This is a genomic window from Planotetraspora kaengkrachanensis (assembly GCF_016862895.1).
Lineage (GTDB): Bacteria > Actinomycetota > Actinomycetes > Streptosporangiales > Streptosporangiaceae > Planotetraspora > Planotetraspora kaengkrachanensis.
Genome location: NZ_BONV01000049.1, coordinates 55,942 through 78,682 on the forward strand (window position 1 = coordinate 55,942; position 22,741 = coordinate 78,682).

The 22,741-nt window shown below is 67.5% G+C and carries 27 protein-coding genes; 13 read left to right on the top strand and 14 right to left on the bottom strand.

Going from position 1 to position 22,741, the window contains the following annotated elements:
* Positions 1 to 271: 271 nt before the first annotated feature.
* The gene (locus tag Pka01_RS36445; protein WP_203887550.1) at positions 272 to 916 is read left to right on the top strand and encodes an RNA polymerase sigma factor; all 645 of its coding nucleotides are present in this window, start codon (positions 272 to 274) and stop codon (positions 914 to 916) included.
* A 127-nt stretch (positions 917 to 1,043) separates the two neighbouring features.
* Positions 1,044 to 1,631 (top strand): uracil-DNA glycosylase family protein, encoded by a 588-nt coding sequence (locus Pka01_RS36450; protein WP_203887551.1) that lies wholly within the window; start codon positions 1,044 to 1,046, stop codon positions 1,629 to 1,631.
* Between the two features lie 539 nt (positions 1,632 to 2,170).
* Here Pka01_RS36450 and Pka01_RS41415 read toward each other — a convergent pair.
* Together Pka01_RS41415 and Pka01_RS36455 are read right to left on the bottom strand one after the other, a co-directional pair.
* The gene (locus Pka01_RS41415; RefSeq protein ID WP_275414535.1) at positions 2,171 to 2,293 is read right to left on the bottom strand and encodes a hypothetical protein; all 123 of its coding nucleotides are present in this window, start codon (positions 2,291 to 2,293) and stop codon (positions 2,171 to 2,173) included.
* Between the two features lie 174 nt (positions 2,294 to 2,467).
* Positions 2,468 to 3,367 (bottom strand): helix-turn-helix transcriptional regulator, encoded by a 900-nt coding sequence (locus Pka01_RS36455; protein WP_203887552.1) that lies wholly within the window; start codon positions 3,365 to 3,367, stop codon positions 2,468 to 2,470.
* Positions 3,368 to 3,618: 251 nt separating this feature from the next.
* Between Pka01_RS36455 and Pka01_RS36460 the strand changes: the two genes are divergently transcribed.
* Complete coding sequence (locus Pka01_RS36460; protein WP_203887553.1) at positions 3,619 to 4,371, top strand: hypothetical protein; 753 nt, start codon at positions 3,619 to 3,621, stop codon at positions 4,369 to 4,371.
* Between the two features lie 670 nt (positions 4,372 to 5,041).
* Here Pka01_RS36460 and Pka01_RS36465 read toward each other — a convergent pair.
* The 3 genes from Pka01_RS36465 to Pka01_RS36475 form a co-directional block, all read right to left on the bottom strand.
* Positions 5,042 to 5,278, bottom strand: coding sequence for a tetratricopeptide repeat protein (locus Pka01_RS36465; protein WP_239115983.1), 237 nt, complete (start codon positions 5,276 to 5,278; stop codon positions 5,042 to 5,044).
* Between the two features lie 57 nt (positions 5,279 to 5,335).
* Positions 5,336 to 5,704, bottom strand: a complete 369-nt coding sequence (locus Pka01_RS36470) for a hypothetical protein (RefSeq protein ID WP_203887555.1) — start codon at positions 5,702 to 5,704, stop codon at positions 5,336 to 5,338.
* 370 nt (positions 5,705 to 6,074) lie between these two features.
* Positions 6,075 to 6,500, bottom strand: a complete 426-nt coding sequence (locus Pka01_RS36475) for an ester cyclase (RefSeq protein WP_203887556.1) — start codon at positions 6,498 to 6,500, stop codon at positions 6,075 to 6,077.
* A gap of 417 nt (positions 6,501 to 6,917) precedes the next feature.
* Between Pka01_RS36475 and Pka01_RS36480 the strand changes: the two genes are divergently transcribed.
* Entirely contained in the window at positions 6,918 to 7,325 is a 408-nt protein-coding gene (locus Pka01_RS36480) for a DUF417 family protein (protein ID WP_203887557.1), read from the top strand.
* Here Pka01_RS36480 and Pka01_RS41040 read toward each other — a convergent pair.
* The 3 genes from Pka01_RS41040 to Pka01_RS36495 form a co-directional block, all read right to left on the bottom strand.
* Complete coding sequence (locus tag Pka01_RS41040; protein WP_345338220.1) at positions 7,322 to 7,573, bottom strand: ATP-binding protein; 252 nt, start codon at positions 7,571 to 7,573, stop codon at positions 7,322 to 7,324. The genes Pka01_RS36480 and Pka01_RS41040 overlap by 4 nt on opposite strands.
* Before the next feature lie 180 nt (positions 7,574 to 7,753).
* Positions 7,754 to 8,698, bottom strand: coding sequence for a TIGR03086 family metal-binding protein (locus Pka01_RS36490; RefSeq protein WP_203887558.1), 945 nt, complete (start codon positions 8,696 to 8,698; stop codon positions 7,754 to 7,756).
* 109 nt (positions 8,699 to 8,807) lie between these two features.
* A complete protein-coding gene (locus Pka01_RS36495) occupies positions 8,808 to 9,776 on the bottom strand; it encodes an RNA polymerase subunit sigma-70 (protein ID WP_203887559.1) in 969 nt (322 codons plus the stop codon).
* Positions 9,777 to 9,875: 99 nt separating this feature from the next.
* On the opposite strand from Pka01_RS36495, the gene Pka01_RS36500 reads away from it, so the two are divergent.
* Positions 9,876 to 10,205, top strand: coding sequence for a hypothetical protein (locus Pka01_RS36500; RefSeq protein ID WP_203887560.1), 330 nt, complete (start codon positions 9,876 to 9,878; stop codon positions 10,203 to 10,205).
* 47 nt (positions 10,206 to 10,252) lie between these two features.
* On the opposite strand, the gene Pka01_RS36505 is transcribed toward Pka01_RS36500, so the two are convergent.
* Entirely contained in the window at positions 10,253 to 10,411 is a 159-nt protein-coding gene (locus Pka01_RS36505; protein ID WP_203887561.1) for a hypothetical protein, read from the bottom strand.
* An 18-nt stretch (positions 10,412 to 10,429) separates the two neighbouring features.
* Here Pka01_RS36505 and Pka01_RS36510 point away from each other — a divergent pair, with 18 nt between their 5' ends.
* The 4 genes from Pka01_RS36510 to Pka01_RS36525 all read left to right on the top strand — a co-directional run bounded on the left by Pka01_RS36510 (position 10,430) and on the right by Pka01_RS36525 (position 13,847).
* A complete protein-coding gene (locus tag Pka01_RS36510) occupies positions 10,430 to 11,008 on the top strand; it encodes a class I SAM-dependent methyltransferase (protein ID WP_275414537.1) in 579 nt (192 codons plus the stop codon).
* A gap of 108 nt (positions 11,009 to 11,116) precedes the next feature.
* Positions 11,117 to 11,989 carry an alpha/beta hydrolase gene (locus Pka01_RS36515; protein ID WP_203887563.1) on the top strand — a complete coding sequence of 291 codons (873 nt, stop codon included), beginning with the start codon at positions 11,117 to 11,119 and terminating at the stop codon, positions 11,987 to 11,989.
* Between the two features lie 71 nt (positions 11,990 to 12,060).
* Positions 12,061 to 12,558 carry a CBS domain-containing protein gene (locus Pka01_RS36520; RefSeq protein ID WP_239115988.1) on the top strand — a complete coding sequence of 166 codons (498 nt, stop codon included), beginning with the start codon at positions 12,061 to 12,063 and terminating at the stop codon, positions 12,556 to 12,558.
* Entirely contained in the window at positions 12,555 to 13,847 is a 1,293-nt protein-coding gene (locus Pka01_RS36525; RefSeq protein WP_203887564.1) for an ArsB/NhaD family transporter, read from the top strand. The genes Pka01_RS36520 and Pka01_RS36525 overlap by 4 nt, the downstream gene beginning before the upstream one ends.
* 46 nt (positions 13,848 to 13,893) lie before the next feature.
* Here Pka01_RS36525 and Pka01_RS36530 read toward each other — a convergent pair whose 3' ends face one another.
* Positions 13,894 to 14,412, bottom strand: a complete 519-nt coding sequence (locus Pka01_RS36530) for an Rv1733c family protein (protein WP_203887565.1) — start codon at positions 14,410 to 14,412, stop codon at positions 13,894 to 13,896.
* 306 nt (positions 14,413 to 14,718) lie between these two features.
* Here Pka01_RS36530 and nhaA point away from each other — a divergent pair, with 306 nt between their 5' ends.
* Positions 14,719 to 15,972, top strand: coding sequence for a Na+/H+ antiporter NhaA (gene nhaA / locus Pka01_RS36535; RefSeq protein ID WP_203887566.1), 1,254 nt, complete (start codon positions 14,719 to 14,721; stop codon positions 15,970 to 15,972).
* Positions 15,973 to 16,015: 43 nt separating this feature from the next.
* Here nhaA and Pka01_RS36540 read toward each other — a convergent pair whose 3' ends face one another.
* Both Pka01_RS36540 and Pka01_RS36545 read right to left on the bottom strand, forming a co-directional pair.
* On the bottom strand, positions 16,016 to 16,627 hold the full coding sequence (locus tag Pka01_RS36540; protein ID WP_203887567.1) for a class I SAM-dependent methyltransferase: 612 nt from the start codon (positions 16,625 to 16,627) through the stop codon (positions 16,016 to 16,018).
* On the bottom strand, positions 16,624 to 17,343 hold the full coding sequence (locus tag Pka01_RS36545; RefSeq protein ID WP_239115990.1) for a TIGR04282 family arsenosugar biosynthesis glycosyltransferase: 720 nt from the start codon (positions 17,341 to 17,343) through the stop codon (positions 16,624 to 16,626). The genes Pka01_RS36540 and Pka01_RS36545 overlap by 4 nt, the downstream gene beginning before the upstream one ends.
* A gap of 92 nt (positions 17,344 to 17,435) precedes the next feature.
* Here Pka01_RS36545 and Pka01_RS36550 point away from each other — a divergent pair, with 92 nt between their 5' ends.
* A complete protein-coding gene (locus Pka01_RS36550) occupies positions 17,436 to 18,782 on the top strand; it encodes a hypothetical protein (RefSeq protein ID WP_203887568.1) in 1,347 nt (448 codons plus the stop codon).
* A gap of 18 nt (positions 18,783 to 18,800) precedes the next feature.
* Here the strand turns inward: Pka01_RS36550 and Pka01_RS36555 are convergent, their stop codons facing one another.
* Positions 18,801 to 19,793, bottom strand: a complete 993-nt coding sequence (locus Pka01_RS36555) for an NAD-dependent epimerase/dehydratase family protein (RefSeq protein ID WP_203887569.1) — start codon at positions 19,791 to 19,793, stop codon at positions 18,801 to 18,803.
* Between the two features lie 224 nt (positions 19,794 to 20,017).
* Between Pka01_RS36555 and Pka01_RS36560 the strand changes: the two genes are divergently transcribed.
* On the top strand, positions 20,018 to 20,491 hold the full coding sequence (locus Pka01_RS36560; protein WP_203887570.1) for a peroxiredoxin family protein: 474 nt from the start codon (positions 20,018 to 20,020) through the stop codon (positions 20,489 to 20,491).
* A 54-nt stretch (positions 20,492 to 20,545) separates the two neighbouring features.
* Here Pka01_RS36560 and Pka01_RS36565 read toward each other — a convergent pair whose 3' ends face one another.
* A complete protein-coding gene (locus Pka01_RS36565) occupies positions 20,546 to 21,223 on the bottom strand; it encodes a glycosyltransferase family 2 protein (RefSeq protein WP_203887571.1) in 678 nt (225 codons plus the stop codon).
* Between the two features lie 170 nt (positions 21,224 to 21,393).
* Between Pka01_RS36565 and Pka01_RS36570 the strand changes: the two genes are divergently transcribed.
* A complete protein-coding gene (locus tag Pka01_RS36570; protein WP_203887572.1) occupies positions 21,394 to 22,731 on the top strand; it encodes a molybdopterin-dependent oxidoreductase in 1,338 nt (445 codons plus the stop codon).
* Positions 22,732 to 22,741: the final 10 nt, after the last annotated feature.

Genomic DNA, 22,741 nt, shown 5'->3' on the forward strand with positions numbered 1-22,741 from the left:
CAGCGGTCTCTAGTGGTGGGCGTCTCCTCTCACGGTCGGGTCGATGGCGGCAGCGACCGTGCGGTGGACCATTTCGTCCAACTTAGGGTTCCGCTGTAATCGGTGTCAAAGCACACCAGCCCGTCGCGCGCACCGCGCGAGCGTGCTGGAATTGCGGACCTTGGACTATATAGACCAGACTCCGCCGAGGTGGCCGAGAGGAACGGGCCGTCGATCAACGCCCTGACCGACCTTTTCTGGTGCGACCAGGCGAACCGGGAAGGTGACCTCCATGGCTGATGGCAGATGTTCCGACGTGGTGCGATTCGGCGGCGATCTCGGACTGGCACCTGAACACCTTCAGGATTCGTTGGCCGCCCATCTGGCTAACTGCCGGGACTGCGCGTCGTATGTCTCACAGATCGACACGACCCGCGAGCTCCTTAAACGGCACTCTGGTCGTGGCGGCGTCCAGAACGACCTGGCCGACGACGCGATGCCGGTGGCAGAAGAGTCCCCGGCGACGGGCGCTGAAGCCTTGCGAAGTGCTCTCCTCACACGTGCCGAACTGCTTGACCCCGCAAACGCCGATGAGCCCGAGCTCTTCTACCCAGATCTCTACCCAGGCGAAGACAGGATCGACGGGTGGGTCGACAGCCCGAACCAGTGGGGCGGCGGCGCACAGATCCTGGGCCCGGAGGAAGTCGACGAGACCGGAGAGGTATACGACCTGCTCGACAAGGCACTCGGCGAACTGCCCGAGCCACTCGGCGAGCTTCTCGCGCTCGTCGATCTACAGGGCTACGCTCTGGCCGGGTCCGCGCAGGCACTCGGACTCGACGAGCTTTCGGCAACGGCCGCCTTGGCACGCGTCCGTGGCCGTCTCGACGAGTACCTGCATGGTGCCGAGTCAACGGCGCAGGGTGTGCCCCGGTGAGAGCCCATCTGGCGGCGACGCCGGGGGCGGCCCCCTCCCGTCAGAAGCGCAGCCACACGCACCCGGCCTTGCTCTCCAGATGCAGATCGTCTGAGCGAGCAAAGCACCATCCGACCCGAGGAGGAACATGTCGGGAACAGCATCGGACCTTGAGCGTCTTCGCTCCGAGATCACCGCGGATCCCGACAATGCCTGGGCTGCAGCGGCGAACTACCAGCCGATATACGTTGCCGACGCCGCGGCGCGCATAGCGATTGTGGGACAGGCGCCCGGACGCAAGGCACAGGAGTCGGGCATCCCGTGGAACGACGCAAGTGGAGCCCGTCTCATCGACTGGCTCGGAGTCGACGAGTCAACGTTCCGCGACCCATCACGCTTCGCTCTCGTGCCGATGGACTTCTACTACCCCGGCAAGGGGCCACACGGTGACCTTCCTCCCCGCCAAGGCTTCGCAGCCCGATGGCACCCGCGGATCCTCCAGGCGATGCCCCACATTCAGCTGACACTGCTCATCGGCAGCTATGCGCAACAGCACTACCTAGGCACTCGCGAGTCGCTCACGGCGACAGTTCGACGGTTCGCGGACTATCTCCCGGCAGTCCTGCCGTTGGTGCATCCGTCCCCGCTCAACTTTCGATGGCTGGCGAAGAACCCCTGGTATGAGGCAGAGGTCCTCCCCCAGCTGCGTCAGTGCGTGCGAGCGGCCCTGACGTAATGGGCGGCCCAAGACGGCGAGTCCAACGGGGCCGTCTCAGACCTGTGCGGTCGAAGAGCGCCGAGTGCTCGGCGGTCTTCAGTTAGCCCTGTGCGTGGCCGCGCTCGATGGCCTGGCGCAGCAGGCAGGTCGGGGTGCCGTAGGCGAGGCACTGGGTGATCGCCGTGGCGGGGTGACGGTTGGGATCTCCTGCACCATCCGATCTGGGCTGGTTCGAGGTCTTCGTAGTGGATGACATAGTCGTCGCCGCCAGTACGTCGGAACCGTCGCTGCCTGCCGACGGTGACCCGGATGCGGTTGGGGTTGACGTCGCTGATGCCGTAGGCGTCCCGTGCGGTCTCGTGAGACAGGGTCGCCTCGGGCACCCGACTCCAGAGCACCGCGAGCAGGAGATGGGGGATCACCCGCTGGTCGACTGACTGCCCCGGCAGGCTGGACGTGGGCCGTCATAACGCGGCCGTCGAGAGATCGGGTCGATCTCATCGCGCCGCGAAGACATCGGGATTCCCTTGACCCGGACGACCTGTCGCTGATCGTTTCTAGCGGTCCGCCATCGCGTGAGCCTCGACCCAGCCCAGCGCCATGTCGAGGGCGAGCACGAAGGGCTGTTCGTCCTGCCTGGTCTCGGCGAGCAGATATCCGCCCTGCAGCGCTGCGACCACCTCGAGGGCGAGGTCCTCTGCGGCGACCTCGGAGCCCTGTTCACAGCTCTCCTGCAGCAGGTTCGGCGGTCATTTCGCGTTGAACCTTGGAGGTTCCTTTGTTAGTTGCCCGAATCCCAGGCCCAATGGCCGTGTTCGCCAGGGTGGCGTGATCGCGGTCGTCATCATCGTGATCTACGTCCTCGTCCAGGCCGGTGCCGACTTCCAGCTAACCCTTGGGGGCCGCGAAGTAGCACCGCAGGCGATCCGCTCACTGGACCCGTCACCCGGCATCGCGTAACGCAGCCTGCCCAGCGCCCGTTCCGACGGGCTGTCAGGATCGGCTTGGAACACGACAAGTCTCTGGCCGGGAGCGCATTCGAGGCTTAACCCCTGATAGCGCAGGGTCAGATCTCCCACCGTGGGATGGTGGACACGTATGGAATCATCACCATCCGTATGGACGTCGCAATGGGCCCACATTCGCCGAAAGTCCTCACTTACACCCGCTAGTTCGTCCACCAGATCGAGTAATTCTGGGCAGTTCGCTCCTGACGCGGCGCGCAGATGAGCCACCCTGAGTCTGGCTTGTGCTTCCCAGTCGACCCATAACTCACGCACTGCAGGGTCGAGGAAGGCAAGGCGCATGATGTTGTCGGTGTGCTCCAAACCCTCGTGGAGGGCGGCGTACAACGAGTTCTGAGCGAGAACATCCATGAGGTGATTCATCACCAAAGCCGGTTTATCGCCCCAGCTGTTCAGGAGTCGCAACACGTTCGGATGAACCCGCTCTGTCGGCTCAGGACATCCGCGCCCACCTGTTCCCATGTGCGCGAGATGGTGAAGATGCTCAGTAGCCTCGGGATCCAGTTGAAAGACCTTAGCCAGCGCGTCAAGCACCTGACTCGACGGCCGAAGCTCCCGGCCCTGTTCGAGCCTGACGTAGTAGTCGACACTCACGGCCGCCATGATCGCAACCTCATGTCGGCGCAACCCTGGTGTTCGGCGCCGGTCGTCGACCTGCATCAACCCCACCTGGTCAGGAGTCGTGAGTTGGCGCCGAGCGCGAAGAAACTCACCCAAGTGACTGCCCATACCCCGAAGGGTAAGAAATAGGGCGTCAAAGCAATGCAAACTGCGTGAGCGATATCAGGCCGGCTCCCGCGACTTCCAGGCTTCCCGCAGGCCCCCATCGCGTCTTGGTTGCCTATCCTGCTCGCATGGCACATCGGATTCCTGCGCTTTATCGGCTCGGGCCACGCCCGGGCCGTGTCCGTGATCAGACCTGAATCCTGCGACGTCAGCCCCTTCCTGAACCATCGCGACCGGCCCTACGTCTCTGGGGCATGAGACTGAGAACCACCCTGCTGGTGGCCCTGTTGTCACTGGCCACGGCCTGTGGCCGCGGCGAGGCGACCGCGACGACGGCTGAACCGGAGCGGAACGCCGCGGCCACGCCGGTCGCGGTCCTCCGGGCGGAAGGCGGGTTCGTCACCGCCAGCATGAACGTGCTGCGTGCCCCGCGGGTCGTCGTGTACAGCGACGGCTTGGTGATCGCCGACGCGGCGTACCAGATGACCATCACCAAGGCCGAGGTCACGCAGACCGTCGACGCGATGAAGAAGTTTCTGACCGGCCAGCCGCCCACCGCTTCGCCGAAGCCGGGCGCGCCGATGGTGACCGACATCCCGGCGACCGTGCTGAGCGTGGCCGGTGACGACGGCAAGATGATCGAGGTCCGCGCCGAGGCACTCGAACAGGTTGCCGACTTCTACCCCCATGGACTCGTCGACGCCAAGAATCTGCTCGACGATCTGGCGGTCAAGGCGACCAAGAAGAACGAGAAGTACACCGCCGACCGAGTCCGCCTGGCCGCCGAGTCGGTGCCGACCGCCGAGGGCAAGAAGACGCCCTGGCCGGCGGGCGTGCCGGAGCCGTCGGGGCAGGTCGACCCCGTGTGGCAGAAGGACCTATCGGGCGCGGAAGTCCCGGCGCTGGTCAAGGCCGCGCCGCCGATCCCGGACGGCGGGCTCCCGATCTTCAAGACGCAGTCGGGCGTGTTCGTGCTGTCGTGGCGGTACCTGCTGCCGAGTGAATAGGTTCGGAGGTATGTCGCGATCTCCGCTGTCACCCACGTGTTCTGGGGCGAATGAACGTCGATGGCCTAGGCGAGGGTGCGTGGTCTTGTTACGTGGAGCGAACGTGGACGCCGCCGTTCAGCGGCGGTCAGCGTGATGGAAAGAGCGCGAGCTCGTGCCAGCTGTCGGCGACAGCCGTACGGGCCACATCGCGGGCAGCGGCAGGATGTCGTCGACTGGGCAAGGCACGAGCTTGCCCGGCCGCTCGGCGAGTTTGGCCTCGACGACGATCGGCTCGCTGCAGCGCGGGCGCGGTGGCCACGGCAGGGTCGGGAACTCCTCCTCGAGCCATCAGAACCACGCGCGCTACGGCTGGACGGCCCGCTCGATCGTCTGGGTGACCGACCCGCCGGCCCTGTCGGATGCCGTGACATGGTCTGTTCCAGCCTGACGTGGGCCACCGCGGGCGGGTCTTCCGCCCTGGCCGACTGGCCGACAAGCGCCGAACGGATCACTGCAGTCGCAGCCGGAGGCATGGGCGAAACCACGGAGTACGTCGCATCGCGCATGCTCATGGTTGTCTCGAACTGGGCCGATGACAGCTAAGCGATATAGCGACTTGGATACGTCCTACATCGACGGCCAGGATCGGCTCGCCTTGGTGATCGAGGCGCCTGGCGTGATCGCGCGCTCAGATCTCCGTTCTCGCCTGCTCGATTTGCCGCACGATGGCATGGGCGCCGTGCGCCTGTGCGATGGCGTGCGCCTCGTCGAGTGTCGCGAGCGCGTCCGCCCGGCGGTCCTGGGCAGCGGCGATGTAGGCCAGCCCGACCATGTTGGCGGCCACACCCGGCAGGGCCCCGACCTCACGGCGCAGCCGTGAGGACTCCTCCAGTCGCTCGCGCGCTTCATCCAGCCGACCGGCCATGTGTGCTGCGATGCCCAAGTGCCGCAGGGCCTCGGACCGGGTCGGCTTGTCGCCGACCTACGCCGCCAGCCGACAGGACTGCTCCAGTTCCGGAACCGCGGTCTCGTTGTCACGCCGGATGACCTGATGGAGGCAGCCGATCCAGAACAATGCCTCGGCCTCGCCGCGCGCGTCGCCCAGCGCCCGGTACAGCTCGATCGCGCGCTCGAACAGCGGCAGTTCAGCCGGGTCCTCGACGGGTGACGAGCCGACGCCGACGCGCTCGTTGAGAAACCGCGCATGCAGGATCCGCCCACGGGCCAACGCGACATCGGCCTCCACCGCGTCCAGGCCCCGTTCTGCGTTGGTCAGCACGCTGGAGTCGCCGCCGAACACTGCCTGTTCATAGAGCGTCCTGGCCCGTTCGATCCGGTCATCGGCGCTCATCGTCGCCCCCGTCCTGACGTCGCCACCACGTTCTAGATCAACAACAGAGTACTTTGGCCCAGAATCGTCATTCCGGCCATAGCGGCCACCGCATGATCTTCAGTTCCAGCACACCTGAATGATCCAGCGGTGGCGTCTACTCATCATCCGGGTACGAGCATGAACCAGATAACACACTCGCGGCGACAACGGCGCCCCTTAAGCAGCTGATGACCCGCATGAGCCACTCCGGCCCGGCCCTGACCAGGCCATACACCTCTCAATGTTCTCCGTCAGCTCCTCAACGCCTGTTCCGTCTGGTTTGAATGGCAACCCCTTGGGGTCGACCGGAAGGATGTGGAGCCTGGCGGTCTGGCTTTTCCCGCGTAGATCACTTCGATACGCGCGGGAAGCCAACCTGGCTGCATAACTCCAGCTGATCGTAATACTGCTGGTGCGTGATGACCTTGTCGTCCTCGACGTGAGCCACGCAGCAACCGCGGACGGCGATATGACGGCGGGACCCTTCCAGGTAACGCCCACAGGGGAGAAGTAGGGGCCCCATATGGGTGCCGGTGAGCATCCATTCGGTGACCGCGGGATCGCTGAAAGTCGCCTTGTACCAGGGTGTCAGGCGGGCGTCGGGGAGTGCCGTGAGCAGGTGTTCGTAGACGGTGACGATCTGCTCTAGTCCTTCCGCCACGCCTTCTGGGCCGACCAGGACGGCGCTTGGACTGTAGTACTGGCTCAGCTGACCCAGGTCGTGGTCGTTGAACGCTCGAAACAGCTCGTCTCTGACGTCGTAAGCAGTGGACATTTCAACCGCCCCCTCGCCGCGTGCTTCAGCAGCTCCTCGTGCTTGACATCCCGACTTGACAAACTTCGACAAACATAGCTTAAGTGGACCGAATCGTCCAATATCGCCGTGCGGCGATCAGGCGCGAGCGCGAGGCTGCGCGGGATAGGGCTACGCGGCCGTCAGGTGGTGCCCGTGCCGCGACGTCCGGCAGCGGACTCGGCTTGCGGTCTCCCGCGACATCGCCCACGCCCACCGGGGAACTCTGCGCATCGAGGACTCAGCCTGCGGCGCCCAGGTTCGTACTCCGGCCGGCCGCTGATGGAGGGGAAATGAGCGGCCGGCAAATGACGAGAACCACAGAGACAACCCTCGACGGGGGCCGGATCACGAGGTTGGCCACCTGGTGAGCCGATACGGCCTCGTGGTCGTCCTGGCATGGATCGGTGCGGGCAAGTACGTCAAGATGGAAAGCAGGGTGCTGATCCAACACAGCCCACTACTGAGCTGGCCTTACGAGTTCCTCAGCTCCAAGACGTCGCGAACGCGCTGGGCACCACGGAAATCATCGCCGCGATCCTCATTGCGATCCACCCGCTCTGGCCGAGGATCTCCGCTCTGGGAAGCACCCTCGCGATTGCGCTGTTCCTGGGAACCATCAGTTTCCTATTCACCACCCCCGGAGTGATCGCCGATTTCGTCCACGGATTCCCGGTATTGTCGGCTCAGCCGGGAGAGTTCCTCCTCAAGGACTTGGTGCTGATAGGAGTCGCACTCTGGACCCTGGGGGATTCGATCGAGGCGGGCTGGCCAAGGCTTGCGAGCAACACCTCGTCGCACGTCTAGCACTGGTCACTGTTTGCGAGAGGGTCCTCGTGGTAGCGCGGCAGGCGTAGGACGAAGCAGGCGCCGCGGCCACTGTCTTCGATCCGCAGCGTACCTCCGCACGCCTCGGCGATCTGGCGGGCGATCGGCAGGCCCAACCCCGTGCCCCCGGCGTCCCTGCGACGGGCGGCGTCCAGCCGGGCGAACCGCTGGAACACCAACTCGCGCTTGTCCGGCTCGATGCCCGATCCGTCGTCGACCACCTCCAGGACGGCGACGCCGTGCGGGAAACGAGGGCCCTCGCGCTCTCCCTGTCATACCTTGATCGTGATCATGCCCTCGGCATGCCCATCGGCGTTGTCCAGAAGGTTGGTGACCAGGCGGCCCAGGCGCAGCCGATCTCCCAGCATGAACCCGCCCCGCTGGAGATCACATAGCGATACCGAGCGTCAGGGCTGTGCGTGCCGTCCGACATGGGCCAGCAACCGGACCAGCGGCGGGGCCGCGGCCAGTACAGGGATCGCGTCGGCGAACTGGCCGGCGCGACGCTGGGCGTCAGTGACGCCGGCTTCGGCGTACTGCCACACCCTGTCCACGATGTCGTCGTCGACCGGATAGGGCAGGTGGGCACCGGTGGCGATGTCCCAGCCGTGGATCAGCGACTCGTGCAGGCTGATTGAAGCAAGGACGGAGCCGGGCACGGTGGTTCCCATGAAGGCGTAAGTGCGTTCCAGCGTGTCGTGGGCGGTGAAGGCCGCCACCGACCGGTCGGCGATTGCGCGGAAGGCTTTGGTGGGGTCGGCGCCGAGGTGGTCGGTGTCGGCTTGGCGCTGGGCGTCGAGTTCGGCCGAGTCCACCTGTTCGCCTTCGGCAGTGCGGGTGAGCAGCACCAGGGCACCGGCAAGGTGGTTGGCCGTCTGGCGAACGCTCCATTTCTCGCAGGTACTGGCCGCCGTCCAGCCTTGTGGGCCGATCAGGCCCAGTACGTGGGCGACATGGGTGTAACTGCGTTCCAGCAGGGTCGCGATGGCAGGTGACCGAACGGTAGCCATGGCGCGGCGCAGGTCTTCGGCGTCGTAAATGAGCTCGCCAGAGATGATCTTTCCGTCGCGGATGCGGAGGAGTTCGGCGGCGGTCAGGGTGCCGGTCAGCGGGTCCATCTCCCAGTCGATGATGGAACAGACCAGATCGCCGTCGGTGAACTGGTGCCGGACCCGGAAATCGCGTACCGCGGCGCCGGCCTGGCGGGCCATGACGCGATAGCCGGCGCTGTCGGTGAAGCTGGCAACGGGGCCGGTGAAGGCGAAATCGTCGGCGAGCGGCACCTGACTCATGTCTCCGGCCCGATGCTGCCAAGCCTGGTAGTAGAGCGTGGCGATGGTGCGAGGATCCACGGGGTTCTCCTGAATGCGGGTCGCGGCGCGACCGTTCACCCCTGACAGATCCGGGCCACCGCCCCTACTCATCGCCGCGGCACAACGAGACAGTGCGAGTCGCACAGGCTCAGCGCTCGCCCGTCTCCAGTGGCAGGTCGAACCAGCGGAACAGGCCCGAATCGGGGAACCCGACGATCTCCGCCACCCCCTGGCAGGTCAAGGACATCACCATGATCCCGTAGCCGAGGCAGACACCGGTGCGGTCCGGCAGGTACGCCGCCAGCGCGGGCTGGCCGTTGGACGCGACCTCGATCAGCCGGATGAGGTCCAGCCGCCCGCCGGCGGGCTGCGTGGCGAAGAACTCAAGCGCCGCCGCCCGGCCGATGATCTCGACCTGCTCCGGCGGCATCCGGAGGATCACGTCCTCGCGCAGGAGGGCGGCCAAAGCGTCGAGGTCGCGCCGCTGCCAGGACTGGACGAACCTGCGTAGCAACTGCTGCTCGTAGTCGATCAGGGGTCGCTCCGGCCGGCCGGTCTGTGCGCGCAGAGCGGCCCGGCCGCGTTGGAGCGAGCTGTTGACGGCCGGGACGCTGAGCTCCAGCAGCGTGGCGACCTCGGAGGCGCTCCAGCACAACACCTCGCGCAGGATGACCACGGCCCGCTGCGTGGGCGGCAGCAGCTGCAACGCCGCGATGAACGCCAGCGCGACCTCCTCGCGCCGCTCGGCGAGCAGGGCGGGATCGAGTTCGTCGAGCATCGCGTCGGGATAGGGCTGCAAGTGAGCGACCTCCGCGACCGTGATCGGGAGGCGCTCGCGGCGCTCGACGGCCCGCAGGCACGCCATCGTCGCGATCTTGTGCAGCCAGTGCGACAGCGGTGCCCGGCCCTCATAGCCGCCCAGCCCGCGCCAGGCCCGCAGCAGCGCCTCCTGCACCGCGTCCTCGGCTTGGTCGAGCGAACCCAGCATGCGGTAACAGTGCAGGTGAAGCGCTCGCCGATGCGGCGCGATCAGTGCCTCGAAGGCGGCGTGATCACCGCCCTGTGCGGCGGCCAGCAGACGCGCGTGCTCGGCGCCGGTGTCCTCCAGCGTGCTCACGACGGCGAGCCTAACCACCCGCGCCGACATGGATCGATGAATTCACTCTCCAGCACGTATCTAAGGGGGTGTCGCCCACCGCTGGCCGAAGGAGCTTCGATGTCGGCTGAAGAGCTGTTCTGGGACCTGGCCGAGCCGATGCTCACGGATCCCGCGATCGTCCGCTCGACCATGATGGGACTGCCCTGTCTGCGCCGCGATGGCCGCTTCTTCGCCTCAGTCGACCGGCGCAACCAAGCGCTGATCGTCAAACTGTCTGAGCAGCGCGTCGCCCAACTCCTTCGAGACGGCATCGGCCGCCCCTTCGCCCCAGCCGGCAAGGTCTTTCGCGAGTGGGTCGCCCTTACCGATCCCGACACGCGACTCTGGAGCGATCTCCTGACCGAGGCCCGCGCCCACGCCGCGGTCTCCGCCGGGCGCGAGGACTAGATTTCTGGCACTGCGGCGGGCCGTTCGTAGACATGCGGCCTCCCGTATCAATGGCCCGTACTGATACCGGGTACTGCCGTCAGGATCACATCAAGGAACCGGCGATCGATGAGCGACCGGCTCATATTTGCCTCATGACGCAGATTTCGGTGCAGCAGGCCGGTGATGCCCGACAGTGGTGCGGTCGCGGCATGGAACAGTTCCATCACCCGCGTCCCGTCTGCATGGCCCGTGGGTCGTCTGTCCGCCCCACGGAAGTGCGCCGGCGGCTGACAGATCGTCTTAGCGGGTCAGTGCTGGAGGTGGGGGCAGGCGACGGCGTCAAGTTCACCTGTTACCCGGACTCAGTCCACGAGATCGCCGTCGCGGAGACCGATCCGTTCCTTCTCCAAACAGTCCTGATGGCCTGCAAGAAGGGGCCGGTCCCCGTACGCACGGTCGCGGGCGACCTCACCCGCATCCCCTCGCCGAACGGCGCGTATGACGCGGTCGTTTGCTCGCTGGTCCTGTGCACCTCACCTGACCTCGAGAAATCCCTGGCGGAGCTCAGGCGGGTCCTCAAGCCGGGCGGCGAACTACGCTTCTACGAGCATGTGCGGTCGACCAACGTGCTCGCCGCAGCGGCCGAACGCCTCGTGGCGCCCCTTTGGTCACAGATGCGCGGCGGCTGCCACCCGGGCCGTGACACACTGACCGCCATCGAAAGTGCCGGCTTCGTCGTCGACCATGTGTCCCAGCTCTCCTTCCACGGGGTGAACCACGTGCTCGGCGTCGCCCGAACCCCCCATCTGACGACCATGTGATCTTCCGGCGTAGAACATCTCTTCAACGCATCCATGGCGGGCGACACCGCGTACTCAGGCGACTGGCCGTGGCGTGAATGCTCAGAGCCATCGAGAATGCGATCAGCCGTGTACTCCTTCGACGGAGCGGACGAGATGCCAGGATCATCATCGGTGGTGGCCGTGAACCGGCCGACGGCGCTCGCCGAACTGACAGCGGGGCCGGTGGAGTATCGGCTGGAGCGGCGGGACGGCCCGGCGGTCGTCGTTTTCCACGGTGGGCACATGCGCGCCGGACTGGCGATCGGTGAGGACGTCTTCGCCGATCTCGGATACAGCGTGCTGGTGCCGTCGCGCCCGGGGTACGGCCGAACACCGCTGCGCACGGCCACATCCATGAGCTCGTTCGCCGACCTCACTCACGAGTTATGCCGGCACCTGGGCATTGACCAGGTCGCCGCGGTGGTGGGCATCTCGGCGGGGGGACGCAGTGCCGTCACCATGGCCGCTCGGCATCCCGAACTGGTGCGTCGGCTCATTCTGGAAAGCGCTGTGAGTTTTCTTCCTTGGCCCGACCGCCGTACACGCATTGGCGCCGGCGTGATCTTCACCGCTGCCACCGAAAGAATGACCTGGGGCCTGGTACGGACGCTTATGCGCGCCACTCCGTCGACCGGCCTCCGGTTGTTGCTGCGCGATTTGTCGACGAGACCGGTCAGTCAGGTCCTGGCCGCCCTACACACAGCAGACCGTACGGCGTTGATCGCGCTGTTCTCTCATATGCGTTCCGGGCGGGGCTTTCTCAACGACCTGCTTGACACACCGGACCTGTCCTCGCACGTCACCCAGCCTGCCTTGGTCATCGCAAGTCGCAACGACGGAGCAGTGCCCCTTTGCTCACGCCGAATCCCTGCGCGACAACCTCACAGGCGCCGAACTCGTCGAGAGCCAGGCCTTGAGCCATTTCATCTGGTTCTCAGACGACTACCCCTCGATCACTGACAAGATCCGCGACTTCCTCGCCACCTAGCATCCGATCAGAACCGAAACAGATCGTTGTAAAGTGAGCAGCGGTGCGCCGGGAAGTCTGGTCGGCAAGTCTGTCGTCGATCATGAAGGGCCGGGTCATGCGCGCTCGCGACATCCTCACCGAGTTCCCCACCGTTACCTTGGACACGCCTGTGCGTGAGGCAGCGCGCCTCATGGCGGAGCGGGACCTGGCCGGCCTGATCGTGTTGAACGGCGACGGCCTGCCGTGCAGCGTTCTCCCGGGCACGCAGGTGCTACGCCTGGCGGTCCCCGGATACTGCCAGGACGACCCCGCACTGGCACGAGTCGTTGACGAGGCGCACGCTGATCGATTCCTCGACGAACTGGGCGACCGCACCGTCCGAGAGGCGCTGCCACCGAGTCCACGAGAACTACCGGTGACCGATCCCGACGCGACGATTCTGGAAGTGGCGGCACTGATGGCCCGCACCCGTAGTCCGCTGGTCGCCGTCGTCGACGACGGACGCTTCCTCGGGGCCGTCACCCTCGCAGTGCTGATGGACCGGGTCACCGGCCCGTGACCGCTCTGGCCTGGCTCTCCCTGGTCGTCTTCCTCGGTGCCTACGCTCTGATCGCCTCAGAGCGGATCCACCGCGTCGCGGCTGCGCTCGGCGGAGCGGCGATCATGCTGCTGATCCAGGCCACCGACAGCAAGGCCGCGTTCTTCTCCGACCACACCGGCATCGACTGGAACGTCGTCTTCCTGCTCCTCGGCATGATGATCATCGTCGGGGTGCTGAAGCAGACCGGCGTGTTCGAATATCTGGCGATCTGGGCGGCCAAACGGGCGCGGGGGAAACCGTATCGGCTGATGGTCCTATTGATCGTCATCACCGCCGGCGCGTCTGCGCTGCTGGACAACGTCACAACGGTCCTGCTCATCGCCCCTGTCACATTCCTCGTGTGCTCCCGTCTGGCGCTCCCCGTGGCGCCGTACGTGATCGCGGAGGCCATGGCGTCCAACATCGGCGGTGCGGCGACCCTCGTCGGCGATCCGCCGAACATCATCATCGCCAGCCGGGGCGGACTGACGTTCAACGACTTCCTCGTCCACATGGCGCCGATGATCGTCCTCATACTCGTGGTCTTCCTCGGCCTCTGCCGGATCATGTTCCGCAAGTCGTTCCACTACGACCCGAAACGTGCGGCGGAGATCATGCAGCTCAACGAAAGGGAAGCCATCGCCGACCGGCGGTTGCTCTGGCAGAGCCTGGCCGTACTGGGGCTGGTCCTGGCTGCCTTCGTCCTGCATCCCGTGCTGCACTACGAGCCCTCCGTCGTGGCGATCCTGGGAGCAGGCATCCTCGTCGCGCTCACGAAGGTGACCACCGAGCAGGCGATCGCCGAGGTCGAATGGCCGACCCTCGTGTTCTTCGCCGGCCTGTTCATCATGGTCGGCGCATTGGTCGAGACCGGCGTCATCGGCCAGGTCTCCCAAATGGCCGTCGACGCCACCCGAGGAGAGCTCGGCCTCGCCACCATGGCGCTGCTGTGGGCCTCAGCCGGGCTGTCGGCCATCGTGGACAACATTCCATACGTGGCGACGATGAGCCCGATCACCGCCGACCTGGTTCAGGCCCATGGCGGCAACGAGCACGCCCAAGTCCTGTGGTGGGCACTGGCCTACGGCGCCGACCTGGGCGGCAACGCCACCGCCATCGGCGCCGCCGCGAACGTCGTCATTCTCGGCATCGCCGCGCGCAACCGCCAGCCGATCAGCTTCTGGGAGTTCACCAAGTACGGGCTGATCGTCACTCCCGTCACGATCGCACTGGTGACCCCATATCTCTGGCTTCGCTATCTCCTCTGATGAGCGAAGCCGCCGCCCAGGCACTCAAGGGCACGCTCGAGGCTCTTCAATCTGAGCGGTAGCGCCGCCTCCAGTCGGATTCGACACGCCGCCAGTCGGATTCCAACGTCCGCACATGGTGGCGGCTAGCCCAGAGCACCCATAGGCGTCGCGCCACGACGATGACGGATCCACAGCCGACCAGGGTCAGCAGTACGGCAACACCTGCTCGGGTAAGCGCCTCATGCCGGGTCATGGGTGCCGCGACGATCGCACCGCTCTCCCGATGCACCCACACGTCAACCGTGGAACCGGGTGTCGCGTCATCAGGCGCCGAAACAGGACCCCGACGTTCGGTGCCGTCCCTCATGATCCACCGTGCGTGGAAAACCCGTTCTCGCGAACCACGGACCTCCGACGGCAATTCCTCGATCAACGTGACCTGTGTGAGGAGACGCTCCGCACTCTCTCGCTCCACCCGCGCGACCAGGTCCAGATGGACGAACTGGCCCACGATGCCACCGATCGTCACCATCAGGCACAGGGCGATCCGGAGTGGCCAATGATCGGTCGGCGAGCCGCTCATGATCACGAATGATGGTGCCTGGAAAACGATCGCATCCGCGCCTCCAGATGATCGACCTCGACAGGACCCCCGGCACGCCGTAGCCAACGTATCAAGACCCGTGGTGCATGTCGCTCGGCTGCGCTACCCGGTCCGATGCACCGCAGCAGGCCACAGCCGGTTCACACCCTCCCCGGCGACATGCGCGCCCAGAGCGGCCCTCGATTAGGGTGTCAATAAAGCGTCAAAGTGACGCGAGGTGTGCCGGGAAGCCTGGTCGGCGTGTCAGGGGCTACGTGCCCGTTCGTCGATCTCGGAGATTCCTTCATGGTTGTTTCGCGTCCCGGCTCCGTCTTCCTTGGCCTGCTGCCGCTGCCCGAGCGGCGAGCCGTCGCCGACGCCCTGCGCACCGAGACAGTGGGCGGCCTCATCCTCCTCATCGCCGCGGTGGTGGCACTCGTGTGGGCGAACAGCCCACTGCGCGGGGCCTACGAAGCGATACGCGACTTCCACTTCGGCGTTCCCGCCCTCGGCCTGGACTGGTCGATCGGCCACTGGACCGCAGACGGGTTGCTCACTGTGTTCTTCCTCGTGGCGGGGATCGAGCTGAAGCGCGAGCTGCTCGTCGGGGAGTTGCGCCGACCGGCCACGGCCGTCCTGCCGGTTGTGGCGGCCGTGTGCGGGATGGCCGTCCCGGCCGCCCTGTATCTCCTCACCGCCCAGCTCGGCGGAGGCGAGCTGGATGGCTGGGCCGTGCCGATGGCCACCGACATCGCCTTCGCCCTCGCGGTCCTGGCCGTGATCTCCACTCACCTGCCGACCGCTCTGCGGGCCTTCCTGCTCACCCTGGCGGTCGTCGACGATCTCGGCGCGATCCTGATCATCGCGATCTTCTTCACCTCCGCCCTGAACCTGTGGGCATTGGGCGGAGCCCTCTCCGGGCTCGTCCTCTTCTATGTCCTCCAGCGCGCTCGGGTGCGGGGCTGGTGGTGGTACCTGCCGCTGGGCCTGGTGATCTGGGCGCTGACCGCGATCGGAGGCGTCCACGCCACCGTCGCCGGCGTCGCCATGGGCCTGCTCCTGCGCACCACTCGCGACGATGACGAAACCCACTCGCCCGGCGAACGCACCGAGGATGTGCTGCGCCCGATATCCGCCGGCATCGCCGTGCCGATGTTCGCTCTGTTCGCCGCCGGGGTCGGCATCTCCGGCGACGCCCTGAGCAAGGTGTTCACCCAACCCGAACCGCTCGGCGTGGTCCTCGGCCTGGTGATCGGGAAGACCGTCGGAATCTTCCTGGGCGCCTATTTGACCGCCCGCTTCACCCGCGCGCACTTGAATCCTGATCTCGCGTGGGGCGACGTCTTCGGCGTTGCCACCCTGGCCGGCATCGGCTTCACCGTCGCGCTCCTCATCGGCGAACTCGCCTTTGCCGACGGAGAAACCGGCGACCACGTCAAAGCTGCCGTCCTCATCGCCTCTTTGATCTCGGCTGTACTGGCCGCTCTGCTGCTGCGCCGCAGGAATGCCGTTTACCGGCGCCTCTACGAACAGGAGAACCCCCACGTGGACCACGGCTGAGACAGCCTCCTGTGGCAGGGTCCGGGGCGCGCCAGCCCACGGGTCATCGCAGTCGCGCGAACCACCGTCCCGACCGCGTCCAGTGGTCCACACACGTGAAGCCGGCCGACACCCCCAGCCTGGCGATGTCGGCCGCCGACACTGTGGCCCAGCCGAACCATTCGCCCAGTTCGTCGCCGTGGCGCAGCCGTACTCGGTCGACCTTGCTGGCCGTGCCGGGCGGAGCGACGTCGGCAAGGACCCAGCCTCCCGGGCGCAGCAGTTCCCGCACCCGCTTGAGCAGGGTCAGAGGGTCGCCGCCGATGCCGATATTGCCGTCTGCCAGGAGGACGGTCGCCCACCTTCCGCTTCCCGGTACGTGGCCGAAAACGTCGCGGACCAGCGCCTGCGCACCTGCTCTCCGGGTCAGGTGCACGGCGTGGGGGGTGATGTCGATTCCCAGCGCAGGCACGCCCCTGCGGGTGAGCGCAACGGTGAGCCGTCCTGGGCCCGAGCCGACATCCAGCGTCGGCCCGGCGCATCGGGTGAGGAGTTCCTCGTCACCGGCGATCGGTTCCCGCCACCGGGTGGCCTCCAGCGGCGCACGAGTGCCGTCGACGTGCTCGATCTCGACGGCTGCGCCGGCGAGTGATTCGGTGTAGAGCTCGCCGATCATCGCTCGGCGCCCGCCGTGGCCGGCAGGGCCATGGCCTCAAGCATGGCGGCGAACCTGGACCATGGTGCTTCGGCGGCCACGAGCGCGGCGTCCGCGGCGGTGTCCACATCCACGAGTTCGGGCGCGAGACCGACGCTCCGGCACTCTCGCCTGAGCCGATGCAGGAGCACGGTTCCGGTGTCGGGACGGGACATGGGCACGCCGAGCATGGTGGCCGGATCGGGGACGCGCCGGCCGTACAGCCAGAAGCCGCCGTCGGCCGCCGGGCCGTAGACCGCATCGTGCTCGGCGAGGGTCTCCATCGACGATGTCAGCAGTTCGGGAGTCACCTGTGGCGTGTCCATGCCGATGAGCATCACGGGGACGGGGTGGAGCCGGTGGGCGTCGGCCATCGCCCCGGCGATCCGCTCGTCCAGCCCACCGTGGCGCTGGGAGATCACTACGAAGCCTGGCGGCAGCCATGAGCCGGGCAGCCCGTCGAGGGCGAGCACCCGATGCCGCACCGGGACCTGGGCGACGGCGCGAAGCGTGTCCTCCAGCGCCGAGGCCGCCAACTGCGCCGCCTGCGCGGGGCTGTACGGCGGTGTCAGACGCGTCTTGGCCCGGCCCGCCACCGGCTCCTTCGCGATGACCACGATCTGTGCGTCGATCATGCCGGCCCCGCCTGTTCCGGTCGGCCCGGCGGCCCGGGGACCTGTCGCAGCCACGATCTTCATGGCTCCGACATTAGGGGCGCGGCCGCCGCGAAAACCTTACGAAGTGCTGATGTGAACCGGGCATACCCGCAGTTCAAGCCTACTGTGGGGGGGTGATCACCCGAGATTGGGCAGTTGGGGACGCTCCGGGAGGGCCCGGGGGCCAGGGGGCCGGTGACTCCTCGCGCCGCGAACGCGTGCGGCGGGCACTCATCGGATGGGCGGTGCTCATCGCCTTGTCCTTCGCAGTAGGTGGTCTGCTCCACCACCTGGGCATCCTCCGGATCGATCACCTTCCCCCGTTGCACGCGCACTTCCGGGTGCCGACTTTCCGTCTGCTCCCTGCTGCCGTGTTCGGCCTGGCCGCTGCATGGATGCTGCCCGGTGCGCTCGCGAGGCTGCGTTTCGGCAGGGCCATCGCCCTCGGGTACGGCACGGCTCTCGCCTGGACGGTGCTGCTCGCCGTCTCGGGCGACGGGCTGGCCGCGCCGTTCACCCACAAGGAGGAGTACCTGGCCGTGCTGCCGGCCGTCGGCGACGACCCTTCGGGGTGGCTGGCCGGTTTCACCGAGCATCTGCCGGGATATCCGACGCACGTGCGCGGGCATCCTCCGCTGCCCGTCCTGGTGGTGTGGGCGTTGCAGGCGCTCGGGCTGCCCGGACCGCTGTGGGCCGCCCTGCTGGTCGTGCTGGTCGGCTGTTCGGCGGCGGTGGCGATAACGCTGACCGTTCGCCGGCTGGGCGGGGAGGACGCGGCCCGCCGAGCACTCCCCTATCTGGCTCTCACGCCCGCGTCCGTCTGGATCGCCACCAGCATGGATGCCTTCTTCGCCGGAGTCGGGGCCTGGGGGGTGGCCCTGCTCGTGCTCGGGCGAAAGCGCTGGAGCCGTCTCCTGAGCGGGGCGGGAGCCGGCGTTCTGCTCGGTTCACTGCCATACCTGAGCTATGGGCTGGTGCCCTATCTGCTCATCCCGGTCGTGGTGGCCGTAATGGTCCGGCCTTCGCGGCTCACCGTAGCGGCGATCCTCGCGGGGGCAGGGTCCGTGACCGCCGCGTTCGCCGCGGGCGGGTTCTTCTGGCCGGACGGCGTGCTCGCCACGCATGCCCAGTGGGCCGCGGACCCCGGTGCCGCCCGGCCGTACCTGTATTTCCTGTTCGCGAACATCGCCGTGCTCGCACTGGTGACGGGTCCCGCCGCGACGGCGGGTCTGGTGGGGCCGATTCCTGCGCGGGTCCGGACCGTCGTGGCCGCGACCCTGGTGGCGGTGGCCGCGCTGGACGTCAGCGGCGTCACCAGGGGCGAGGTCGAGCGGATCTGGGTGCCGTTCGCGGTGTGGGTGTCCGTCGCGGGCGGCTTCGCGGGCGGCCGTGCAGGCGGTCATGCAGGGGACCGGCGGTGGCTGGCGGCGCAGGTGGTCACCGGCCTGCTCCTGCAGGGCCTGGTCGCCTCCCCCTGGTGATCACGCCCGTCGGCCGGGTCACCCCAACGGGGCGGTGGCGAACTCCTTCATCCCGTCGGCGAACGTGATCGCCGCCCGGAATCCGAGCTCCGCGGCCGCTCTGGCCGGTGAGGCGACGATGTGCCGTACGTCGCCGAGGCGGTACTCACCGGTGACGACCGGAGCGGGGCCGCCCCGCTGTCCCGCCAGCTCGGCGGCCATCTCCCCAACGGTGTGGGGGCGGCCGCTGGCGATGTTGTAGGCGGTCAGGGTTCCCGCCCGCCCGCCGGTCGCCTCGAGGGCGGCGAGGTTGGCCACGGCGACGTCGCGGACGTGCACGAAGTCGCGCCGCTGCCCGCCGTCTTCGAAGACGCGAGGAGCGCGCCCCGCCTCCAGGGCCGACCGGAAGATGGCCGCTACCCCGGCGTACGGCGTGTCCTTGGGCATCCGCGGGCCGTAGACGTTGTGGTAGCGCAGGGCGACGGCGGTCCCGCCGGTCTCCCTCGCCCAGTTGGCGGACAGGTGCTCCTGCGCCAGCTTGGTCGTGGCATAGGCGTTGCGCGGATCCGTGGGCGCGTCCTCACCGATGGTCTCGGGCGCGAGCGGTGACCCGCACAGCGGGCAGCGCGGCTCGAAGAGCCCTCGCACCAGGTCGGCTTCGAGGCGGGGCCCGGGGCGGACGGCCCCATGTTCAGGGCAGGAGTAGGCGCCTTCGCCGTACACCACCATCGAGGAGGCCAGCACGAGACGGCCGACACCGTGCCTGGCCATCGCGGCGAGGAGCACGGCCGTGCCGTACACGTTGATCGAGCTGTAGTCCGGCAGATCGGCCACGTCGACCCCCAGCCCGACCTTGGCCGCCTGGTGGACCACCGCCTCCGTTCCTGGCAGCACCCGGTCGAGCGCCGACTGATCACGCACATCGTCACCCGCCCGCGCGTCGAACCCGATGACTTCGTGACCGGCCGCGGCGAGCGTCTCGGACACGTGGCTTCCGATGAATCCGGCCGAGCCGGTGAGCAGGACCTTCACTCGCCCACCGTAGATCCGTCATCCGCCTGTGACGGCGCGTCCGGACGCGGTGTTCGCGTCACGTAAGACCTTCGCAGCCGTCCCTTGGCGTGATCAAGGTAAGAACCCAGGCTCAGCGGTCGCCAAGCATGTAGGAGCTGCAGCCAGAGCTGGAGCCCCTCGTAGCCCGTTTCCTTGCCATGCGGGTGTCTCGATCGCGTGTGGCATGACCATGAGGAGTCCTGATGACCGTCCTGAACCCCGGCGACCGTTTCCCGGCGCTGACCGTCTCCCTGCCCGGAGGCGGCGAGATCACCGTGCCCGATGCCCTGTCCGGCGACTTCGGCGTAGTTCTGGTCTACCGGGGTTCGTGGTGCCCCTACTGCAACGGCCAGCTGCGGGCGTTCCAGCGCAACCTGGACGCGCTCACCGAGGTCGGGGCGCGTGTGGTGGCCTTCTCCGTCGACGACGAGGCCACCACGCAGGCGACCATCGACAAGCACCACCTCACGTTCCCCGTCGGGTACGGCGCCGACGCCCGGAAGGTGGCGGAGGCCGTGGGGGCCTTCGTCAACCCCGATCCGGAATTCCTCCAGTCGACGGGGTTCGTGCTCGACCCCGACGGCAAGGTGATCGTCAGCGTGTATTCGAGCGGTGCCATCGGCCGACTCGTGCCCGAAGACGTCATCGGCCTCATCCGCTACGTACGCGAGCACTGACGCTGCCCGACTCGTCTCCGCCGCCGCGGGCACGCGACCCCGCGGCGGCTGGGGTCACGAGCGGTCGGCCGCCATCCGGTTCTGTTCCGCCATGACCCGGCGCATGTCCCCGGCGGCCCGTATGGTGCCGCGCACCGTCCCGGTTACCTTCGATCGCCCCGTGCGCGGTAGGTAGTCCACGTCGGTCTCGGCGATGCGCCATCCGGAGGCGGCGGCGCGCAGGACCATTTCCAGCGGATAGCCGAACCGGCGGTCGGCGAGGTGCAGCGCGAGCAGGTCGAGGCGGCGGGCCGCCCGCATTGGTCCGAGGTCCCGCAACGGCGCTCCCGTACGGCGGCGCAGGCGCCCGGCCAGCACCGCGTTGCCGAGCCGGGCGTGCAGGGGCCAGGCCGAGTGGGACCGGGCCACGCGGCGGCCCAGCACAAGGTCGGCCTCACCGGCCATGACGGGGTCGGCGACCCGGGGCAGCTGCCGGGGATCCAGCGAGGCGTCGCCGTCCATGAAGCACACGAGGTCGGAGCTCGCGGCCGTCAGCCCTGCGTGGCAGGCGGCGCCGAACCCGCGCCGCGGTTCATGCACGACACGGGCCCCGAACGAGGCCGCGACCTCGGGGGTCCGGTCCGTCGAGCCGTTGTCGACGACGATCGGGTGAAACCCGTCTGGCATGCGCTCCAGCACCCACGGCAGGGCGGCCTCTTCGTCGAGGCAAGGCAGCACCACATCGATGTCCATGGTCCCGACCGTAGGACGGCGCAGGGAATGACTTCCTTACGAGCCGGTGACATGCGTTCCCAGATTCACGGCGCCGCCCTAGGCTTCGCAGAAATGCACATTAATTACCTTAAAAGCATTTATGAGCATTACTTACGCTTCCAATGACATATTGGGTCAGGAGTTGAAAGATGACACGCGAGAACGCACCCACTGAGGGACGGCGATCCCGGTCGTGGCGTCCGCGCATTCCGACCCTGCCGGAAGACCCACCGCCCGGTCCTTTCCGGCCGGAGTTCTGGCGCAGCCCGATCCGCGGTCCCTGGCTCACGTCAGTGCTCGGGCTGATCTTGCTGGTAGGCGTGCCCATTGTGGCGATCACCGGGCTACTGTCGTACGCCGCATACAACCCCTGGTTGCCGCTCAACGACCTGACTCCAGGCAAGGGGCTGCTGGGCTTCTACCTGTTCGACTGGCCCACGAACCCGCCATGGCTCTATCGGCTGACCCAGGGCACTCACGTCGTCCTGGGGCTGACGCTCTTTCCGGTGCTGCTGGCGAAGTTGTGGTCGGTCATCCCCAAGCTCTTCGCCTGGCCGCCCGTGCGGTCCGCCGCCCAGGCGCTGGAGCGCGCCAGCCTGCTGCTGCTCGTCGGGGGCGCGGTGTTCGAGTTCGTCACCGGCATCCTCAACATCCAGCTGTTCTACGTCTTTCCCTTCTCGTTCTATCCGGCCCATCTCTACGGCGCATGGATCTTCCTCGGGGCACTGGCCGTCCACGTCGCCCTCAAGATGCCCCGCGTCGTGAGCACGCTACGCACGCGCGGCCTGCGCGACCTGCGCACCAACCTTGCGGACACGCGGCCCGAGCCGCCCGACACGAGCGGGCTGGTCAGTCCCGCCCCCGCGCCGCCGACCATCTCGCGGCGCGGCCTGCTCGCCTTCGCCGGCGGCGGAGCGCTCACGGTCTTCGCGCTGTCGGTCGGGCAGAGCATCGACGGATGGCTCCGCCGCACCGCCCTGCTGGCTCCCCACGGCCGGGTCTACGGCACAGGCCCGAACGACTTCCAGGTCAACAAGACCGCGGCCTCCGTCGGCATCGTCACGGCGCAGACCGGCGACGCCTGGCGTTTGGAGGTCATGGGCCCGCACCCGGTACGGCTGTCGCGAGCCGACCTGCTGGCGATGCCGCTGTACACCTACGCCCTGCCCATCGCGTGCGTCGAGGGCTGGTCCACCCAGCGGGAATGGACCGGTGTGCGCCTGGCCGACCTGGCCCGAATGGCCGGGGCGGCTCCCGGTGACACACAGGTCGTCGTCCGATCATTGCAGAGGGGCGGGGTGTTCAGCCGGGTCACGCTCAGCGCGAGGCAGGTTGCCGATCCCCGCTCGCTGCTGGCTCTCCGTGTGGGCGGGGCCGACCTGTCCCTCGACCACGGATACCCGGCGCGGATCATCGTCCCGAACGCGCCCGGCGTCCACAACACCAAGTGGGTCCGCATGCTCGAGTTCGGCCCGGTGACGGCGTGAGGGGAGGACG

Coding starts and splice junctions, on each gene's coding strand:
- Pka01_RS36465 (WP_239115983.1), bottom strand. CDS start 5,278: ATGGCCGGTCGGCTGGATGAAGCGCGCGAGCGACTGGAGGAGTCCTCA.
- Pka01_RS36545 (WP_239115990.1), bottom strand. CDS start 17,343: ATGAAGATCGTGGCTGCGACAGGTCCCCGGGCCGCCGGGCCGACCGGA.
- nhaA (WP_203887566.1), top strand. CDS start 14,719: ATGGTTGTTTCGCGTCCCGGCTCCGTCTTCCTTGGCCTGCTGCCGCTG.
- Pka01_RS36570 (WP_203887572.1), top strand. CDS start 21,394: ATGACACGCGAGAACGCACCCACTGAGGGACGGCGATCCCGGTCGTGG.
- Pka01_RS36475 (WP_203887556.1), bottom strand. CDS start 6,500: ATGTCCACTGCTTACGACGTCAGAGACGAGCTGTTTCGAGCGTTCAAC.
- Pka01_RS36530 (WP_203887565.1), bottom strand. CDS start 14,412: ATGAGCGGCTCGCCGACCGATCATTGGCCACTCCGGATCGCCCTGTGC.
- Pka01_RS36480 (WP_203887557.1), top strand. CDS start 6,918: ATGGATCGGTGCGGGCAAGTACGTCAAGATGGAAAGCAGGGTGCTGAT.
- Pka01_RS36445 (WP_203887550.1), top strand. CDS start 272: ATGGCTGATGGCAGATGTTCCGACGTGGTGCGATTCGGCGGCGATCTC.
- Pka01_RS36560 (WP_203887570.1), top strand. CDS start 20,018: ATGACCGTCCTGAACCCCGGCGACCGTTTCCCGGCGCTGACCGTCTCC.
- Pka01_RS36565 (WP_203887571.1), bottom strand. CDS start 21,223: ATGGACATCGATGTGGTGCTGCCTTGCCTCGACGAAGAGGCCGCCCTG.
- Pka01_RS36540 (WP_203887567.1), bottom strand. CDS start 16,627: ATGATCGGCGAGCTCTACACCGAATCACTCGCCGGCGCAGCCGTCGAG.
- Pka01_RS36505 (WP_203887561.1), bottom strand. CDS start 10,411: ATGGAACTGTTCCATGCCGCGACCGCACCACTGTCGGGCATCACCGGC.
- Pka01_RS36510 (WP_275414537.1), top strand. CDS start 10,430: ATGGCCCGTGGGTCGTCTGTCCGCCCCACGGAAGTGCGCCGGCGGCTG.
- Pka01_RS36450 (WP_203887551.1), top strand. CDS start 1,044: ATGTCGGGAACAGCATCGGACCTTGAGCGTCTTCGCTCCGAGATCACC.
- Pka01_RS36455 (WP_203887552.1), bottom strand. CDS start 3,367: ATGGGCAGTCACTTGGGTGAGTTTCTTCGCGCTCGGCGCCAACTCACG.
- Pka01_RS36470 (WP_203887555.1), bottom strand. CDS start 5,704: ATGAGCGCCGATGACCGGATCGAACGGGCCAGGACGCTCTATGAACAG.
- Pka01_RS36500 (WP_203887560.1), top strand. CDS start 9,876: ATGTCGGCTGAAGAGCTGTTCTGGGACCTGGCCGAGCCGATGCTCACG.
- Pka01_RS36460 (WP_203887553.1), top strand. CDS start 3,619: ATGAGACTGAGAACCACCCTGCTGGTGGCCCTGTTGTCACTGGCCACG.